Raw genomic sequence first — 17,143 nt, 5'->3', positions numbered from 1 at the left:
CGTCGCCTGGAGGGCCCGTCATGCTGCTGCAAGGGAAGACCGTCATCGTCTCCGGCGTCGGAGCCGGGCTCGGGCACCAGGTGGCCGCCGCCGTCGTGCGGGACGGGGGCAACGCCGTGCTCGGGGCGCGGACCGAGGCCAACCTCGCCAAGTCCGCCGCCGAGATCGACCCCGACGGCGCGCACACCGCCTACCTGCCGACCGACATCACCGACGAGGCCCAGTGCGAGGCCCTCGCGGCGCTCGCGCAGGAGCGGTTCGGCGGTGTGGACGCCGTCGTGCACGTCGCCGCCTGGGACTCGTACTTCGGGGGCCTCCAGGACGCCGACTTCGGCACCTGGCAGCAGATCCTCGACGTGAACCTGCTCGGCACCCTCCGCATGACCCGGGCCTGCCTGCCCGCCCTCAGGGCCGGCGGCGGCTCCGTCGTGATCATCGGTACGCAGTCCGCCGTCGCCGCCCCCAACGAGGTGCGGCAGGGTGCGTACGCCGCGTCCAAAGGGGCGCTGACCTCCGCCATGTACTCGATGGCCCGCGAGCTCGGCCCCCACCGCATCCGGGTCAACACCGTGCTCCCCGGCTGGATGTGGGGCCCGCCGGTCCAGGCCTTCGTCACGTTCACCGCGCACGCCGAGAACGTGCCCGAGGCCGAGGTCCACGCCCGTCTCACCGAGCGGATGGCGCTGCCCGACCTCGCCACCGACGGGGACGTCGCCGACGCCGCCGTGTTCCTCGCCTCCGACCGGGCGCGGGCGATAACCGGCCAGTCACTGCTGGTCAACGCCGGTGAGCTGATGCGATGAGCCGCTGCGCGCACCGTCCGGCGCACCATCCCGTGCACCTACCACCGGATCGTATGCTCACCGCATGACCACTCCGAGTGACGCTCCGACCGAAAACGCGATGCGCCGCGCGCTCCGGCGGGCCCGCGACGGCGTCGCGCTCGACGCGACCGAGGCGGCCGTACTGCTCCAGGCGCGCGGAGATGCCCTCACGGACCTCTCCGCGTCCGCCGCGCGGGTAAGAGACTCCGGGCTGGCCGCCGCCGGCCGGCCGGGCGTCATCACGTACTCGCGCAAGGTCTTCATCCCCCTCACCCGCCTCTGCCGCGACACGTGCCACTACTGCACCTTCGTCACCGTCCCGGGCAAGCTCCGCCGGACCGGGCACGGGATGTACCTGTCCCCCGACGAGGTCCTCGACATCGCCCGCCGGGGTGCGGCGATGGGCTGCAAGGAAGCCCTCTTCACGCTCGGCGACCGCCCCGAGGACCGCTGGCCCGAGGCCCGCGAGTGGCTCGACGCGCACGGGTACGACGACACCCTGGCCTACGTACGGGCCATGGCCGTCCGCGTGCTGGAGGAGACGGGCCTGCTCCCCCACCTCAACCCCGGGGTCCTGACCTGGTCCGACCTCCAGCGCCTCAAGCCCGTCGCCCCGTCGATGGGCATGATGCTGGAGACCACCGCGACCCGCCTGTGGTCCGAGCCCGGCGGCCCGCACCACGGCTCCCCCGACAAGGACCCGGCCGTGCGGCTGCGCGTCCTGGAGGACGCCGGCCGCTCCAACGTCCCGTTCACCACCGGCGTCCTCATCGGCATCGGCGAGACCTACGAGGAGCGCGCCGACGCCTTCTTCGAGCTGCGCCGCGTCCAGCGCAGCTACCACGGCGTCCAGGAGGTCATCGTCCAGAACTTCCGTGCGAAGCCGGACACCGCCATGCGCGGCATGCCGGACGCGGAGCTGGAGGAACTGGCCGCCGCCATCGCCGTCGCCCGGCACGTCCTGGGCCCGAGCGCCCGCATCCAGGCGCCGCCGAACCTGGTGGACGAGGAGTACGCCCTCCTCATCGGCGCCGGCATCGACGACTGGGGCGGTGTCTCGCCGCTGACCCCCGACCACGTCAATCCGGAGCGTCCCTGGCCGCACATCGAGGAGCTGGCCGCGCGGACCGCCGCCGCCGGCTTCGAGCTGCGCGAGCGCCTCACGATCTACCCGGAGTTCCTGCAGCGCGGCGAGCCGTGGCTGGACCCCCGGCTGCTGCCGCACGTACGCGCGCTGGCCGATCCGGCGACCGGCCTCGCGAACCCGTCCGCGACGGTGGAGGGCCGGCCGTGGCAGGAACCGGACGAGGGGTTCGCGGCGTACGGCCGCACCGACCTGCACGCCACCATCGACACCGAGGGCCGCACCGGTGACCGGCGCGACGACTTCGACCACGTCTACGGCGACTGGGAGGCCCTGCGCGAGGCGGCGGCGCCCGGCATGGTCCCGGAGCGCATCGACACGGACGTACGGGCGGCGCTGGCGCAGGCCGCCGACGATCCGACGCGGCTGACCGACGCACAGGCCCTGGCCCTGCTGCACGCGGACGGCCCGGCGCTGGACGCGCTGTGCCGGATCGCCGACGACCTGCGCAAGTCGGTCGTGGGCGACGAGGTCACCTACATCGTCACGCGCAACATCAACTTCACCAACGTCTGCTACACCGGCTGCCGGTTCTGCGCCTTCGCGCAGCGCCGCACCGACGCCGACGCGTACACGCTCTCCCTGGACCAGGTCGCGGACCGCGCCGCGCAGGCGTGGGACGTGGGCGCGGTCGAGGTGTGCATGCAGGGCGGCATCCACCCGGACCTGCCGGGGACGGCGTACTTCGACATCGCGCGGGCGGTGAAGGAGCGGGTGCCGGGCATGCACGTGCACGCGTTCTCGCCGATGGAGGTCGTCAACGGCGCGACGCGGACGGGGATGCCGGTACGGGAATGGCTGACGGCGGCCAAGGAGGCCGGGCTGGACTCCATTCCGGGCACGGCGGCGGAGATCCTGGACGACGAGGTGCGCTGGGTCCTGACCAAGGGCAAGCTCCCGACGGCGGACTGGATCGACGTGGTGTCGACGGCGCACGAGCTGGGCATCCGGTCCTCGTCGACGATGATGTACGGCCACGTCGACCAGCCGCGGCACTGGCTCGGCCACTTCCGCACGCTGGCGCGCATGCAGCAGGAGGCGCGGGCCAAGGGCGCCGAGGGGTTCACCGAGTTCGTGACGCTCCCGTTCATCCACACCAACGCGCCCGTGTACCTGGCGGGCATCGCGCGGCCCGGCCCGACGGCGCGGGACAACCGGGCGGTGACGGCGATGGCGCGGATCCTGCTGCACCCGCACATCACCAACATCCAGACGAGCTGGGTGAAGCTGGGCTCGGAGGGCGCGGCCGAGATGCTCCGGTCCGGGGCGAACGACCTCGGCGGGACCCTGATGGAGGAGACCATCTCCCGCATGGCGGGGTCGGGTTGGGGCTCGTACAAGTCGGTCAAGGACCTGATCGCCGTCGCCGGGGCCGCGGGCCGGCCCGCGAGGGCCCGTACGACCCTGTACGGCGAGGTTCCGCAGGAACGGCAGGACGCGGCCCGCGCCTCGGACGGGCACCTGCCGGCCCTGCTGCCGGTACTGGACTGACGGGGCGCGGGCGCCCGGCCGGGGGTCCGGCCGACCCGGCACAGTCGGTGGCCCCGGCCGACTGCCCGTCCGGTCGGCCGACGCTGCCCCGGAGTACCTCGCGCGCGAGCGGGCCCGTTCGGTAACCAGGACGAGTCACTCCTCACCGAGAGAGGCCCCCTGTGCACGATCACGAGAACACCCGGCCCCCCGGCCGCACCCCCGCGCCCGACCGTACGCCCCAGGCCCCCCCGGCAGGACTGCTCCGGGCCCTGCAGGGCTCGGCCGGGAACGCCGCGGTCGTCCAGCTGCTCCGCCAGGCCGGTCACCCCTGGGCGCAGGCACCGCACCAGCACGGCGCGGGATGCGGTCACCAGCCCGCCGGGCAGGCGCCACCGGAACCCGTCCAGCGCTCAGCCGTCCACGACGTGCTCCGCTCACCCGGCAGTCCCCTGGACGACGCCACCCGCACCGAGATGGAGGCGCGTCTCGGCGCCGACTTCTCCGATGTCAGCATCCACACCGGCGCCGCCGCCGAGGCGTCCGCCGCCGAGATCGGCGCCCGCGCCTACACCAGCGGCAACCACATCGTCATCGGCGCCGGCGGCGGCGACCGGCACACACTCGCCCACGAGTTGACCCACGTCATCCAGCAGCGGTCGGGCCCCGTCACCGGGACGGACAACGGCTCCGGGCTGCGCGTCAGCGACCCCTCCGACGCCTTCGAGCGGGCGGCCGAGGAGAACGCCACCCGCGTCCTGTCCGGTCCGGTACCGAAGAGGGCGGCGGCCGGGCGGAGCTCCGCAGCGGTGGCGCCGGCGGAAGGGGCCGTACAGCGACGGGGGGAGAACCCGCACGCCAAGCCCAACGTCCACCAGGGCTGGGACACGACCGCGCACCACGTCATCGCGCACTCCACACTGGTCGGCGCCCTGGACGGTCTCGGGGAGGCCGACCAGATGGACGTCCTGACCGCCGCCGTCCCCACGGAGATCACCGAGGAGATGCTGAAGAACCTCAAGGTCACGTTTCCGTCGGGCAAGGAGGGCGAACGGTTCAGGAAGGAGCTGCGCCAGCGACTCAGGGACAAGAACGTGCCCCACACCGAGACCGTCTCGGAGATCTCCTTCAAGGACATCCGCCGCTCCTTCTTCGAATGGCAGGCCGGAAACCAGCTCATCGGCCCCAGCACCTCGATCCGCGCCGAACCCTCGGAGGCGAAGGACGACATCGACTACGACGGCAAGTACTTCGCCTCCATGGGCCCGAAGAAGTTCGACCAGCTGACCGGTCTCGGTGACCGGCTCAAGACGCTGAAGAACTCCGGAGCGAGTGCCCTGGCCGACCAGCAGTCGGAGACCCCGGAGCAGCGGCAGGAACGGACGCGCAAGGAGACCGCTGCCACTCTGATGAAGATCGTGGCCCTCACCCGCAACGAGAAGGTCGCCGCCTTCGACTCCGCCATGTGGACCGAGGTCGACAGCCACGAGGGTGTGGACCGCCTCGCCGCCGACGAGGGCCTGGACCGGGCGCACATCACCGGCTACACCCACTTCCGGTTCAACGCGAGCGACATCGCGGAGAAGAAGCACCGCTACCTCACCGAGGCGGCGACGGGTGGCGGCTTCGAGTTCAACGGCAAGCCCCTCAACAAGGTGCAGCGCCGGGGGGCCTTCGTCTACATCCCGTACCTCACCGACGAGCAGGTCCCCGCGCCGGAGGGGAAGCCGGGGACCCGTCGCGAGATGGTGGCCGACTACTGCAAGCGGACCGGGGTCCCCACCTCGACCTTCCTCCCCAAGGCGCTGTACAAGGGCCGCAACGTGGTGAAGGGGTGAGGAAGCAAACCGTTTCGTTCGGATCTTCCGACCGGGACGGGCACCGGCGCCGGCACGAAGCCCGGCACCGCCACGAAGCTCGACCACGAAGCTCGACCACGAAGCTCGGCTTCGGCGCCGTGAAGCCGGAGGAGCGCTGCCCGTGAAGCCGGGTCCGGACCCGAACCGTCCGGTCCGAGCTGGGGATTCGCATTCCGGCCGTTCACCGTGCGCCTGCGGGACGCATGCCGGACACCTTCCGGAATTGACCGATGCTGTCCACTACAGTTCGGGTTCACCTGCGCGCGGGTGACGCGGGTGAACGGTTGCGTTGACGGGGCAGGGTGGCGGGGGTGGACGAAGTGATGGATACGAGCCAGGTCCCTACGGGCGGCGGCAGCCCGGACGAGCGGGCGGCCGGAACCGGCCACGCTCCGGGTACGGGCGCCCCGGCCCCGTACTCCGCACCGCCCCCCGCACCCCCGGTCCCACCCGCACCCCCGGCCCCGGCCCCGCCCGCCCCGGCGCCCGGGGCGATGCACGTCCTCGGTCCCGCCGTACGGTCCGGGCTCGGCCCCGTCCACGCTCCCCCGGCTCCCGACCTCGGCGCGGGCCCGCTCGCCGCGCACCCCCCGCTCCCGGACCAGCCCGGATCGGACACCCGGGCCGGCGCCCCCGGCCCGGCCCCCGGCTCCGGCGCGCCCACCCCCGGGATACCCGCCGCCCCGATACCGCCCGCCGCCGGCGCGGCCCCCGGCCCGTCCCCGCAGACCCCGCCCCCCGCCGCACCCCACCCGGCCGCCGCCCGCGCGCCGCAGGCCCCGCGCCGCGGCCCGGACGCCACCGCCGCCGCCGCAGAGCGCACCTCCGGGCGCGGGATCGTCACCGGCCTGTGGGGCCGCGCCGAGCAACAGGACTTCCGCAGTCGGGTCCGCGGCACCCTCCTCGGCGCCGCGATCGGCGACGCCCTCGGCGCCCCCGTGGCCGGGCTCTCCCTCGACGGCATCCGCGAGGCCCACGGCCCGGCCGGCCTGCTCGCGCCCGCCCCCGCCCACGGACGCCGCGGCACGGTCACCGCCCGCACCCAGCTCACCCTCTTCACGGTGGACGGCCTCGTACGCGCCCACGTACGCCGCGACACCGGCGCCTGGCACCCGCCCACCGACGTCCACCGCGCCTACCTCCGCTGGGCCGCCACCCAGAGCGACTGGGGCCCGGACGAGCGCCGCAAGGACAACGGCTGGCTCGCGCAGGAGGAATGGCTCTACGCCCGCCGCGGCCCGGACCGCGCCTGCCTGACCGGCTTCGCCGACGGCGTCCTCGCCCCATTGGAACAGCCGAAGAACCCGACCGCCCGGACCGCGGCCGCCGCCACCCGCTCGGCCCCCTTCGGACTGCTGGTCGGCTGGGAACCCGCCCTCGTCCTCCAACTCGCCGTCGAGTGCGCCGCGCAGAGCCACGGCCACCCCACCGGCTACCTCGCGGCCGGGGCGTACGCCGTCATCGTGCACGGCCTGACACGCGGCGAGTCCCTCGACTCCGCCGTCCAGCGCGCCCTCGGCCTGCTCGGCGCCCGCCCCGGCCACCAGCCCGTCACGGACGCCCTCCAGCGCGCCACGGCGGCCGTCACCCGGGGCCAGCCGGGCCCCGATGCCCTCACCGCCCTCGCCGACAGCACCAGCGGCACGGCCACCAACCCGTCCGACGGCACCGGCGACGCGGCGACCGCCCTCGCCGTCGCCGTCTACTGCGCCCTCGTCGCCGAGGACGTCCCGCACGGCCTGCGCCTCGCCGTGAACCACGGCGGCGACTCCGCCGCCACCGGCGCCCTGTGCGGGGCCCTCCTCGGCGCCCAGCACGGCGAGACGGCCCTCCCCGCCGCCTGGCTCACCGAGCTGGAGGGCCGCGCCACCATCCTGGAACTCGCCGACGACTTCTCCCTGGAGATGACCCAGGGCCCGTCCCTGCACGGCCCCGCCGGCCAGGCCCCCGGCTGGCTGGCCCGCTACCCCCTCGGCTGACCCCGTCCGCACGGGCCCGCATCGGCACGGCCCCGCCGCACTCGGCCATCCCCTCCGCCCACCCGCCTGACGCCCCCTCAACAATCGTGCGCCGAGCCCGTACCGTGGCCGGTCCCACGTCTCGGAGGTGCCAGTGCCCATGCGGATCGCCACGACCGTCTTCCTCACCGACCGCACCATCTCGCCCGTCCGCCTCGCCCGCAGTCTGGAGGAGCGCGGGTTCTCCGGGCTCTACCTCCCGGAGCACACCCACATCCCGGCCGCCCGGGACACCCCCGCGCCCATGGGCGGCGAGCTTCCCGAGATGTACGGGCGCACCCTCGACCCGTTCGTGGCCCTCGGCCAGGCCTCCGCCGTGACCGAGCGGCTGCACCTCGGCACCGGCATCACCCTGGTCGCGCAGCACGACCCGATCGGCCTCGCGAAGCAGGTGGCCACGCTCGACCACCTCTCCGGCGGCCGCGTCACCCTCGGCATCGGCTACGGCTGGAACGTCGAGGAGGCCGCCGACCACGGCGTCGAGTGGGGCACCCGACGCGACCTGGTCCGGGACCGGATGGCCCTGATGCGCGCCCTGTGGGCTCCCGAACCCACGGCGTACGTCGGCGCGTTCTCCTCCGTCCGGGCCAGCGCCGCCCATCCCAAGCCGGTGCAGGCGCCCCGTGAACTGGCTCCCGGCATTCCCCTGTACGGCCCCCGGACCCTGATCGGCGGCCAGGCCGGCCCGAAGCTCTTCGCCGCGATCGCCGACCACGCCGACGGCTGGCTCCCGATCGGCGGCGGCGGCCTCACCGAGTCGCTCCCGGTGCTGCGCCAGGTCTGGGAGACCGCCGGGCGCGACCCCAAGTCCCTCCAGGTGGTCCCGTACGCCGTCCAGCCGAGCCCCGGCAAGATGGGCCACTACGCCGACCTGGGCATCGAGGAGGTCGTCCTCCAGCTGCCCTCGGCGTCGGAACCGGAGATCCTGCGCACTCTGGACGCGTTCGCCCAGTACCTCTGACCCGCCGGGCCCGGGGAAGAAATCCGTTCGACCGCGCGGGCCGCCTGCTCGACCGGGTCGCCTACCTCATCGGCGCGTCCGCCCCGTCCACCCGGGCCGGATCATGACCGCCGCCGCCCGGCACGCACGGCGGGACCTGTCCGGCTGAGGCGCCCGCGAGCGGTAGTTCGGCCCAGACCGTCTTGCCGACCAGCCGGTCCACGACCCCCCACCCGGCGGCGACGGCGGCGACGATCCGCAGACCGTGCCCCGACTCGGCCTGCTCGGTCGGCGGCCCCTCCACGGGCCGCCGGTCGGCCCGCGCGTCGGACACCTCGATCCTGAGTACGGCGTCCAGGAGAACCAGCCGCAGCTCGAAGTCCCGCCCGGGAACCCGGCCGTGCAGCACGGCGTTGGCGGCCAGCTCCCCGATGAGCAGCCCGGCGTCGGCGGCGAGGGGGTCCGAGAGCGGATACCCCCACTCGTGCAGTTCGTGCAGGGCCAGCATGCGGGCGAGGCGGGCACCGCGGCGGGTGGCGCTGAAACGCTGAGTGAACAGACGTACGAGGGCCGCGGGCGGCCCGAAGGGTGCGGTCATTCCCTCAACATCCCGCGTGAACAGCGGCGTTCAACACCAACGGAACTCGTACAAACCAACTGTACGAGTTCCCTCCCTGGACACGCGGAGTCACGGTGCGTGAACATTCCTGTCGGGGAGGTGACCGCCATGATGAGTGCCGACGACAGCGGTGACGGCGAGGTCGAGCCCGACGACAACCTGCGCTCCTTCGGGGAGACGGTCAAGGCCTCGCGCAAACGGGCCGGCCTGACGCAGGAGCAGCTGGCCCCGCTGATCGGCTACTCGGTGCAGTACGTCGGCTCGGTCGAGCAGGGCCGCCGCCACCCGTCGCAGAAGTTCGTCAACAAGACGGAAGCGGTCCTCGACACCTTCGGTGTCATCGGCATCGCGGCGAAGCAGCTGACCCGGCGGCGCGGTCTGGCGTCCTGGTTCCGGCGGTGGGCGGAGCTGGAGGAGGGCGCGGTCACCCTCAACACGTACGAGTGCCGGTCGGTACCGGGGCTGCTCCAGCCGGAGCCGTACGCGCGGGCCCTCGTCGGCGATGTCCTGCCGCCGCCCACGGCCGAGGAGGTGGAGGCGCGCATCACCGCTCGACTGGACCGCCAGCGTCTGCTGTCCCGGACCCCGTACACGGTCTTCAGCTTCATCATCGACGAGGCGGTGGTGGCGCGGCAGACCGGTGGACCGTCGGTGACCTCGGAGCTCATCGACCACCTGCTGGAGTGCGCCCGGCTGCCCAACGTCGACCTTCAGATCATGCCCCTGATCAGCCCCGAGCACGCGGGCCTCGGCGGCCCCTTCCGCCTCCTCGAAACTGAGGACCACGAATGGGTGGGGTACAGCGAGGGGCAACAGTCGGGCAGGGTGCTGTCCGAGCCGAAAGACCTCAGCCTCCTCCACCAGCGGTATGCCAAACTTCGCATCCAGGCCCTCAACCCGGCGAGTAGTTCGGGCCTGTTGACGCGAATGCGAGGTTCCCTGTGAACGGCTCCCGGCTCCGGTGGTTCAAGAGCAGTTACAGCAGCGGTGACGGCGACAACTGCGTCGAGGTCGCCCTCTCCTGGCACAAGTCCACCTACAGCAGCGGTGACGGCGACGACTGCGTCGAGGTGGCCGCCTGTGCCGATGCCGTCCATGTCCGGGACTCCAAGGTGACGGCGGGCCCCGAGCTGGCGGTGGCCCCCCGTACCTGGAGCGCCTTCGTCAGCGGGGTCGCGTCCGGCAGGGGCTGAGCGGTCAGGACAGGATCTCGACGTACCCGTCCGTCCCGTGCACGCGGATCCGCTGTCCGTCCCGGATCAGCCGGGTGGCCCGCTCCACGCCCACGACGGCCGGCAGGCCGTACTCCCGGGCGATCACCGCGCCGTGGGTCATCAGGCCGCCCACCTCCGTCACCAGGCCCGCGATGCCGACGAACAGCGGTGACCAGCTGGGGTCCGTGAAGGCCGTGACCAGGATGTCTCCCGCTTCGAGGTCGGCGTCCGCCATGTCGAGGACGACGCGGGCGCGTCCCTCGACGGTCCCGGCCGAGACCGGTACGCCGGTCAGGGCGCCGGCCGGCACGTCGTCGCGCCGGTACGCCCCGGTGAGGGCCTCGCCGTCGGAGGTGAGGACCCGGGGCGGGGTGAGCGCGTGGTACGACCGGAACGCCTCCCTGCGCTCCCGGACGAGCCCCTCGTCCACCCGGTGCGAGCGCGCGACGTCGTGGAGTTCCTGGAACGTCAGGTAGAAGGCGTCCTCCGGCTCGGCGAGCACGCCGGCCGCCACGAGGCGTTCGGCCTCCGCCAGCAGGGCCTTCTTGTAGACGAAGGTGCGGCTGACGATGCCGTACTTCGGGTACTCCCGGTACCCGATGAAGGTCCGGACGCGGTCGATCATCCGCCGGGTCTCCTCGGCCTTCCGGTCCCCGTCCGGCAGCGCCCGCAGGCGGGTCAGCACGTCCTGTTCCATCTGCTGGGCCCTCTCCCGGCCCTGCTCAAAGCGGCGCCGCGCGGCGCCCGGTGCGAAGTTCCTGACGTTGTCGAGGATCACGGGCACGAGCGTCGAGGGGCGTTCGCGCCAGCGCGGCCTCGTGATGTCGATCTCGCCGACGCAGCGCATGCCGTACCGGTCGAGGTAGCCCTCGATGGCGTCGCGCGCCTCGGTCCCGCCCTCGACCTTCGCCAGCGCGTCGAGGAAGTCCTCGCCCTCGACGCCCCGCAGGAACGCCACCACCTCCGGGTACCGGCGGACGACGTCCGCGACGTCGAGCAGTTCCAGTCCCATCTCGGAGGTGATGTTGTCGGGGGCGGAGAGCGTGAGGGTGTCGGCGGCGTTCTTCTCGCCCAGCCACTCCTGGAGCGTGTCGTTGAGCCACCACGTGGCGTCCATCCCCGCCATGATCGCCTGCATGTTCAGCGGGTCGGCGAGGACCCGCTTGTGCTCCTCGAAGGCTTCCAGCAGGAAGTCGAACAGCGCCGGTCCGCTCTTCGTCCGGATGTCGCGCTCCAGGGCGGCGATGGACGTACGGCTGCGCTCGATCAGCGCGGTGACGACGGCCGGATCGGTCGCGAGGGGCGCGGGCGGGGCGGGCGGGGCCGCGGCCGGCGGCCCGCCGGGGGCGGCGTCCGGGGGCGCGGGGAGGAAGCCGTCGCGGTCGAGGACGGTCTCCAGGGCGTCCCTGACCAGCGGATCGGCCTTCCCCATGGCGTCGAGGAAGCCGTCGCGGCCCGCGGGCGAGGCGAGGCGCGCGGTGACGTCGACGAAGAGCCTTCCGCCGGCCTCCCGCATCGGCACCAAGGCCGTCAGCTGCCACATGGAGTACCCCAGGGGCCTCATGGGGTCGGTCATCATCTGCCCGTGGCCGACGGAGACGTAGACGCGGTTGTCCGGGGCGTCGTTCTCGGGCACGGGGACGGGGAAGAGCGTGGTGATCGGGCGGCTCTGGACGATCTGGAAGCCGTCGCCGGCGAGGCACCACTCGATGTCCTGCGGGCAGCCGAAGTGCGCTTCGATCCGCCGACCGAGCTGCACGAGCCGTACGGCCTGCGCGTCCGTCAGGGCCGGCTCCTCCTGCTGCCGCGCGTCGACGGCCACTTCGTGCGTGCCGCCGCCCGGCAGGGCCCGGACGGCGCGCTGTTGGGCGGCGACCGCCTTGGTGACGACCTTCCCGTCCCGCACCGTGAAGACGTCCGGGTTCACCAGGCCGGAGACGAGGGCCTCGCCGAGGCCGAAGCCGGCGTCCACGGTGGCGACCTTCCGGTTGCCGGTGACGGGGTCGGCGGTGAACAGGATCCCGGACGCGTCCGGGAAGACCATCTCCTGGACGACCACGGCCATGTGGACCGTACGGTCGTCGATGCCGTTCCGCCGCCGGTAGACCACGGCCCGCTCGGTGAACAGCGAGGCCCAGCAGCGGCTTACGTGCCGGAGGACCTCCGCCGGCCCCACGACGTTCAGGTAGGTGTCCTGCTGCCCGGCGAACGAGGCCGTCGGCAGGTCCTCCGCCGTCGCGCTGGAGCGGACGGCGCAGGCGGTCCGGTCGCCGAGGCGGGCGAGGGCGCCGGTGACCGCCGCGGCGAGGTCGTCGGGGACGGGGATCTCCTCGACGGTCCGGCGGATCCGCGCGCTGAGCGTGCGGATGCCGTCCCGGTCGTCCGGGTCCAGGAACGACAGCCGGTCGAGCAGCTCGCCGACCGCCGGGGCGTCCGCCAGGACCCGCCGGAAGGCGTCCGTCGTCACGCAGAAGCCGCCCGGTACGGGAATGCCGTCGATCCGCGTGAGCCCGCCCAGGTGCGCGCCCTTGCCGCCGACGAGCGCGACGTGGGTCGGATCGACCTCGTGCAGGTCCAGCACGTACTGCTCAAGCATGGTGAAGCCCCGTTTTCCGCAGGTGGTGGCACAGGCCGACGATTCTGCGCCGCGACGGGGGCCTTGTGGCAAGCCCCCCGGTGGGCTATAAGTTGAGAGCGGCAAGGAGAGCTCTCTCCTTGCCTTCGTCGTTTCCGGCGACGGGGGCCCCGTCTAGGCTTCCACCATGATCATCCATGCCGGTACCCACGTCCGCGTCGCCCGCCCGTCCCTCGACCTGGACGCCGCCGAGCGGTTCTACGTGCAGGGGCTCGGGCTCGACGTGCAGTGGCGCAGCACCGGCGGCGGCCCCGGGGAGCACGACCTGCTGATGGTGGGTCCGGCCGGCGGCGGGTGGCACTTCGAGCTGACCCGGGACGCGGACAACCCGGTGGCGCCCGCGCCCACCGTGGACGACCTGTTCGTGGTGTACCTGGGGGAGCCGCCGGCCGAGGCCCTCGTCCGGCGGCTCGTGGAGCACGGCGGGACCCGCGTCGCCTCCCACAACCCGTACTGGGACGAGCACGGCGTCACGGTCGCCGACCCCGACGGCTACCGCCTCGTCCTGTGCTCCCGCACCTGGGGCTAGGTTGCCGTGCTCCGTCGGCCGGTCGCCCGTCGGGCCGGGCTCTCAGCCGACCTTGGGTGCCTTCGGGAGGCCCCCCGCGAGGGCGCCGGCGAGGGAGCTGTCCATGGCGCCCGTGGCGGACCCGGCCGCGGAACCGGTGACCTCGACGGCCGTCTTCGTGTCCTGGATCGCCTGCCCGGGGTGGTCGACGATGTCGGTGACGCGCTGCGTGATCGGCGGCCCCTGGATGGCGGGCTCGTCGGCGGCGTGCGCGGCGACGGGGGTGAGGGCGAGGGCGGCGCCGCCGGTGAGGACCAGGGCGGACAGGGTGCGCTTCATGACGTTCATGCCCCGCCCAACGACCCGCCCGCGCCCCGGGTCACCGGTCGGCCCCCGCATTCCGCGCATGGCCCACACCGGCCCCGGCCGCGCCCTCAGTACGGCAGCCCGGCATCCTCCATGGCCTCGGCGATGCGTCGACGCCCTTCCCTGCAACACGGCGACGCAGAAACGGTCAACCCAGTACGTACTGCCATGGCTTCGGCCACCTGCACCTGGGTCGTGTGCTATCGCTTGCGGACCTCCGCCAGACGGTGGGCGCGGACCGCCGCGATCATCTCCGCCGCACCGCGGTCGATCTCCGCCTGCTCGGCGGGGGAGAACTCGAACTCCTCGACGAGGTCGTCCCAGCGGGCGGCGGCCACGGCGCGGCCGCCCGGCGCCGGGCCCTGGTACTGGCTCACGGTGTGCCCTCCTGCTCGGCGACGGGGATCGCGGTGCGCTGCCGCCAACCCTGCCACTCGCCGGCCGTTCCCCGCAGGCGAAGGCGCAACGGCCGCGGCCCCGGATCGGGGGATCCGGGGCCGGGGCGGGGCCCGGGGCGACTCAGCCGGGCGGGCGGGGCGGGCGGGTCAGTCCTCGACGACCAGGGCCGGGGTGGACTTCGTCAGGACCTGGCCGCGGAAGAAGGCCGGGCTGCGGCGTTCGGTGACGAACATGACGACCAGGCCGAGGGCCAGCAGGCCGACGCCGATGACGAAGACGCTGCCGACGCCGAGCACGGTGGAGCCGGATCCGTAGGACGGGTCCCACATGTCGATCAGGGTCTTGCAGAAGACGGCCGCGAGCAGCAGGCCGCCGAGGACCGGGAAGACGCCCTTGAAGAACAGGTCGCGCGACGAGCGGCGCAGTTCGCCGCGGAAGTACCAGGCGCAGGCGAAAGCGGTCAGGGAGTAGTAGAAGCAGATCATCAGGCCGAGCGCGAAGATCGTGTCGGTGAGGACGTTCTCGCTGAGCAGGGTCATCACGGTGTAGAAGGCGCCGGTCGCGACGCCCGCCATCACGGTGGCGCGGCCCGGGGTCTTGAACTTCGGGTGGACCTTGGCGTACGAGGGCGGCAGGGCCTCGTACGTCGACATGGCGAGGACCGTGCGGGCCACCGGGATGAAGGTGGTCTGGAGGGACGCGGTGGCGGAGGCCAGGACCGCGACGAAGAGCAGGATGCCGAGCATCGGGCCCATGACCGGGCCGGCGAGGGCGGCGAAGACGTTGTCGGAGGTCTCCGGGTTGCCGAGGCCGAGGCCCGTGCCGCCGGAGCCGACTGCCATCTGGGCGGCGATGCCGGTGGCCAGGTAGGAGCCGACGAGGACGACCATGGCGATGAGCGAGGCGCGGCCGGGGGTCTTCGTGGATCCGGTGGTCTCCTCGTTGGTCGCCAGGCAGGCGTCCCAGCCCCAGTACATGAAGATCGAGAGCGAGAGTCCGGCGGTGAAGGCCGCCATGGACTCGACCGCGAAGGGGTTCATCCAGGACCAGGAGAAGTCCAGGCCGGTGTCGAAGCTGCCGGCGGAGGCCTTCTGGAAGGCCATCGCGACGAAGAGCGCGAGCACGACGAGCTGGAGGCCGACCAGGGCGTACTGGACGCCCTTGGTGGCGGTCATGCCGCGGTAGCTGATGGCGGTGGCGACGGCGATGAGGGTGAGGCAGGTGCCGATGTGGACGAGCTTGTTGTCGTCGAGGGCGGCGATCGACCCGTTGCCGGTGATCTCGCCCGCCAGCAGCCAGAAGTAGGAGGTGGCGACGCCGGCCAGGTTGGAGAGCACGATGATCGTGGCGATCACGAGGCCCCAGCCGCACATCCAGCCGATCCGCGGGCCGAAGGCCTTGACGGTCCAGGTGAAGGAGGTGCCGCAGTCCGGCATGGCCTTGTTGAGCTCGCGGTACGCGAAGGCGACCAGGAGCATCGGGAGGAACCCGGCGAGGAAGACCGCCGGCATCTGGACGCCGACCTCGCCGGCGGTGGAACCGAGGGTCGAGGTCAGGCAGTAGACGGGGGCGACGGTGGAGATGCCGATGACGGCGCTTCCGACCAGTCCGACGGACCCCTTGCCGAGGCCCTTGCCGCGAACATCGCCCTCGGCGACGCCGCTTACCGTGTCTCCGACCTGAGGCCGGACGTCCAGCTGAGTCATGGGTCAGGACGTTAGAGGGTGCGGTTTCCTCATACGGAGGGCTTAAGTCCGATACTTCACAGGGCTAAAATCCTTGGAATCCCGAGGCCGATCGCGTTCACGCTCCCGTAATACAAGGTTCACTCAGGCATCCATTCATGGTTCGGAAGGCCTGAGAGCAAAGCTTCCGGCATGCGGAAACCGTAGGTGTGTCCGTTTTGCACCATTCCAAAGTTTCCCGTGCCAATTTCAAGGGCCCCCGAAACCCGGGTCCGGTCCGCCAGACTGGCCCCATGCCCACAGCCGACGAGCTCATCAGCGCGGATACCGTCAGTAACCTGGCCCGGTTGCTCGCCCGCGCGGCCCGCAGACCCGACTCCCCGGCCCTGCGCGCCCGCGCCGCGACGCTCGGCGGCCTCGCCTTCAGCGGACGCGTCGCCGCCGTCCGCGACGCGGTCCTCGCCGACCTGCCGGAGGACTGGCCCGCCTTCGAGGCCGTCCTGCGCACCGCTCTGGAGGACCCGGGCTTCGCCGGCTGGATGACGTTCCCCGTCAACGAGGCGGTCGGCGTCCGCGGGCTCGCGGCCTTCGAGCCGGGCCTCGCGCTCCTGCGCGACCTCACGCCCCGGCTGACCGCCGAATCCGCCGTACGCCCCTTCCTGCGCGCCGACCCCGCCCGCGCCCTCGCCGTCGTCGGGGGCTGGACCGGGGACCCCGACCCGCACGTGCGGCGCCTGGTCAGCGAGGGCACCCGGCCGCGCCTGCCGTGGGCGCCGCAGCTGCCCGCGTTCATCGCGGACCCCCGGCCGGCCGTGCCCCTGCTCGACGCCCTGTACCGCGACGGGTCCGAGTACGTGCGCCGCTCCGTGGCCAACCACCTCAACGACATCAGCCGCGACCACCCCGCGCTCGCCGTGGAGATCGCCGCGAAGTGGCGCACGGACCCGGCCCCCACGACGGATCGCGTCGTCCGGCACGGCCTGCGCACGCTGGTCAAGGCCGGCCGGCCCGACGCGCTCACCCTGCTCGGCCACTCCCCCGACGTCGAGGTCACGGTGACCGGCCCCGTGGTCACCACGCCCCACGTCGTCGTGGGGGAGTACCTGGTCTTCGACTACGCGGTCACCCACACCGGCGCGCTCCCCGCCGAGCTGGTCGTCGACTACGTGGTCCAGCACGTCAAGGCGAACGGCGCCCGCACCCCGAAGGTCTTCAAGCTCACGACCCGCGGCATGGCCCCCGGCGAGACCCTGACCGGCACCAAGCGGCACTCCTTCAAGCCGATCACCACCCGCCGCTATCACTCCGGCGAGCACCTGGTGCAGATCCAGGTCAACGGCCGGGTACGGGGCGAGGCCGCCTTCACCCTCGACGCCGCCCCCTGAACCTGGCGGGCCCCGCGCCCGCGCCCGCCCCCGTCCCCCGGCGGAGCGGGGGACGGGGGCGGGCGCGGGCGCGGGCC

14 protein-coding genes are annotated in these 17,143 nt (G+C 73.0%); 9 read left to right on the top strand and 5 right to left on the bottom strand.

The annotated features are described in order from the left end of the window. The first annotated feature begins 20 nt into the window (after nucleotides 1-20). The 5 genes from ACFWW8_RS32085 (at nucleotide 21) to ACFWW8_RS32065 (ending at nucleotide 8,276) form a co-directional block, all read left to right on the top strand. Nucleotides 21-803 (top strand): SDR family oxidoreductase, encoded by a 783-nt coding sequence (locus tag ACFWW8_RS32085; RefSeq protein WP_386534590.1) that lies wholly within the window; start codon nucleotides 21-23, stop codon nucleotides 801-803. Nucleotides 804-867: 64 nt separating this feature from the next. Then, nucleotides 868-3,459, top strand: a complete 2,592-nt coding sequence (locus tag ACFWW8_RS32080) for a bifunctional FO biosynthesis protein CofGH (RefSeq protein WP_386534588.1) — start codon at nucleotides 868-870, stop codon at nucleotides 3,457-3,459. A gap of 161 nt (nucleotides 3,460-3,620) precedes the next feature. Continuing rightward, a complete protein-coding gene (locus ACFWW8_RS32075) occupies nucleotides 3,621-5,276 on the top strand; it encodes a DUF4157 domain-containing protein (protein ID WP_386534586.1) in 1,656 nt (551 codons plus the stop codon). Nucleotides 5,277-6,133: 857 nt separating this feature from the next. After that, on the top strand, nucleotides 6,134-7,276 hold the full coding sequence (locus tag ACFWW8_RS32070; protein WP_386534631.1) for an ADP-ribosylglycohydrolase family protein: 1,143 nt from the start codon (nucleotides 6,134-6,136) through the stop codon (nucleotides 7,274-7,276). 139 nt (nucleotides 7,277-7,415) lie between these two features. Beyond that, nucleotides 7,416-8,276: a TIGR03619 family F420-dependent LLM class oxidoreductase gene (locus ACFWW8_RS32065; protein WP_386534583.1), complete on the top strand. Its 861-nt coding sequence runs from the start codon at nucleotides 7,416-7,418 to the stop codon at nucleotides 8,274-8,276. Nucleotides 8,277-8,337: 61 nt separating this feature from the next. Here the strand turns inward: ACFWW8_RS32065 and ACFWW8_RS32060 are convergent, their stop codons facing one another. Continuing rightward, a complete protein-coding gene (locus ACFWW8_RS32060) occupies nucleotides 8,338-8,853 on the bottom strand; it encodes an ATP-binding protein (protein WP_386534580.1) in 516 nt (171 codons plus the stop codon). 99 nt (nucleotides 8,854-8,952) lie between these two features. Between ACFWW8_RS32060 and ACFWW8_RS32055 the strand changes: the two genes are divergently transcribed. Both ACFWW8_RS32055 and ACFWW8_RS32050 read left to right on the top strand, forming a co-directional pair. Further along, a complete protein-coding gene (locus ACFWW8_RS32055; RefSeq protein WP_386534578.1) occupies nucleotides 8,953-9,819 on the top strand; it encodes a Scr1 family TA system antitoxin-like transcriptional regulator in 867 nt (288 codons plus the stop codon). Then, a complete protein-coding gene (locus tag ACFWW8_RS32050) occupies nucleotides 9,816-10,067 on the top strand; it encodes a DUF397 domain-containing protein (RefSeq protein ID WP_386534576.1) in 252 nt (83 codons plus the stop codon). The genes ACFWW8_RS32055 and ACFWW8_RS32050 overlap by 4 nt, the downstream gene beginning before the upstream one ends. 4 nt (nucleotides 10,068-10,071) lie before the next feature. Here ACFWW8_RS32050 and rph read toward each other — a convergent pair whose 3' ends face one another. Next, the gene (gene rph, locus ACFWW8_RS32045; RefSeq protein ID WP_386534573.1) at nucleotides 10,072-12,684 is read right to left on the bottom strand and encodes a rifamycin-inactivating phosphotransferase; all 2,613 of its coding nucleotides are present in this window, start codon (nucleotides 12,682-12,684) and stop codon (nucleotides 10,072-10,074) included. A 166-nt stretch (nucleotides 12,685-12,850) separates the two neighbouring features. Here rph and ACFWW8_RS32040 point away from each other — a divergent pair, with 166 nt between their 5' ends. Further along, on the top strand, nucleotides 12,851-13,252 hold the full coding sequence (locus tag ACFWW8_RS32040; protein WP_386534571.1) for a VOC family protein: 402 nt from the start codon (nucleotides 12,851-12,853) through the stop codon (nucleotides 13,250-13,252). Nucleotides 13,253-13,294: 42 nt separating this feature from the next. Here the strand turns inward: ACFWW8_RS32040 and ACFWW8_RS32035 are convergent, their stop codons facing one another. From ACFWW8_RS32035 to ACFWW8_RS32025, 3 genes are all read right to left on the bottom strand, one after another. Beyond that, nucleotides 13,295-13,579, bottom strand: coding sequence for a hypothetical protein (locus ACFWW8_RS32035; RefSeq protein ID WP_386534568.1), 285 nt, complete (start codon nucleotides 13,577-13,579; stop codon nucleotides 13,295-13,297). A 218-nt stretch (nucleotides 13,580-13,797) separates the two neighbouring features. Beyond that, a complete protein-coding gene (locus ACFWW8_RS32030) occupies nucleotides 13,798-13,974 on the bottom strand; it encodes a hypothetical protein (protein WP_386534565.1) in 177 nt (58 codons plus the stop codon). Nucleotides 13,975-14,142: 168 nt separating this feature from the next. Beyond that, complete coding sequence (locus ACFWW8_RS32025) at nucleotides 14,143-15,702, bottom strand: APC family permease (protein ID WP_386534564.1); 1,560 nt, start codon at nucleotides 15,700-15,702, stop codon at nucleotides 14,143-14,145. Between the two features lie 272 nt (nucleotides 15,703-15,974). Between ACFWW8_RS32025 and ACFWW8_RS32020 the strand changes: the two genes are divergently transcribed. Beyond that, on the top strand, nucleotides 15,975-17,066 hold the full coding sequence (locus tag ACFWW8_RS32020; protein WP_386534561.1) for a DNA alkylation repair protein: 1,092 nt from the start codon (nucleotides 15,975-15,977) through the stop codon (nucleotides 17,064-17,066). The last annotated feature ends 77 nt before the right edge of the window (nucleotides 17,067-17,143 follow it).

Source organism: Streptomyces sp. NPDC058701 (assembly GCF_042715295.1).
GTDB lineage: Bacteria > Actinomycetota > Actinomycetes > Streptomycetales > Streptomycetaceae > Streptomyces.
Note: the sequence above shows the minus strand (reverse complement) of the source record. Positions and strands in the feature narration are given on the sequence as shown.

Excerpts from the sequence above, each read along its gene's own strand:
- ACFWW8_RS32085 (WP_386534590.1), top strand. The coding sequence starts at position 21 with ATGCTGCTGCAAGGGAAGACCGTCATCGTCTCCGGCGTCGGAGCCGGG.
- ACFWW8_RS32025 (WP_386534564.1), bottom strand. The coding sequence starts at position 15,702 with ATGACTCAGCTGGACGTCCGGCCTCAGGTCGGAGACACGGTAAGCGGC.
- ACFWW8_RS32080 (WP_386534588.1), top strand. The coding sequence starts at position 868 with ATGACCACTCCGAGTGACGCTCCGACCGAAAACGCGATGCGCCGCGCG.
- ACFWW8_RS32040 (WP_386534571.1), top strand. The coding sequence starts at position 12,851 with ATGATCATCCATGCCGGTACCCACGTCCGCGTCGCCCGCCCGTCCCTC.
- rph (WP_386534573.1), bottom strand. The coding sequence starts at position 12,684 with ATGCTTGAGCAGTACGTGCTGGACCTGCACGAGGTCGATCCGACCCAC.
- ACFWW8_RS32020 (WP_386534561.1), top strand. The coding sequence starts at position 15,975 with ATGCCCACAGCCGACGAGCTCATCAGCGCGGATACCGTCAGTAACCTG.
- ACFWW8_RS32035 (WP_386534568.1), bottom strand. The coding sequence starts at position 13,579 with ATGAACGTCATGAAGCGCACCCTGTCCGCCCTGGTCCTCACCGGCGGC.
- ACFWW8_RS32060 (WP_386534580.1), bottom strand. The coding sequence starts at position 8,853 with ATGACCGCACCCTTCGGGCCGCCCGCGGCCCTCGTACGTCTGTTCACT.
- ACFWW8_RS32065 (WP_386534583.1), top strand. The coding sequence starts at position 7,416 with ATGCGGATCGCCACGACCGTCTTCCTCACCGACCGCACCATCTCGCCC.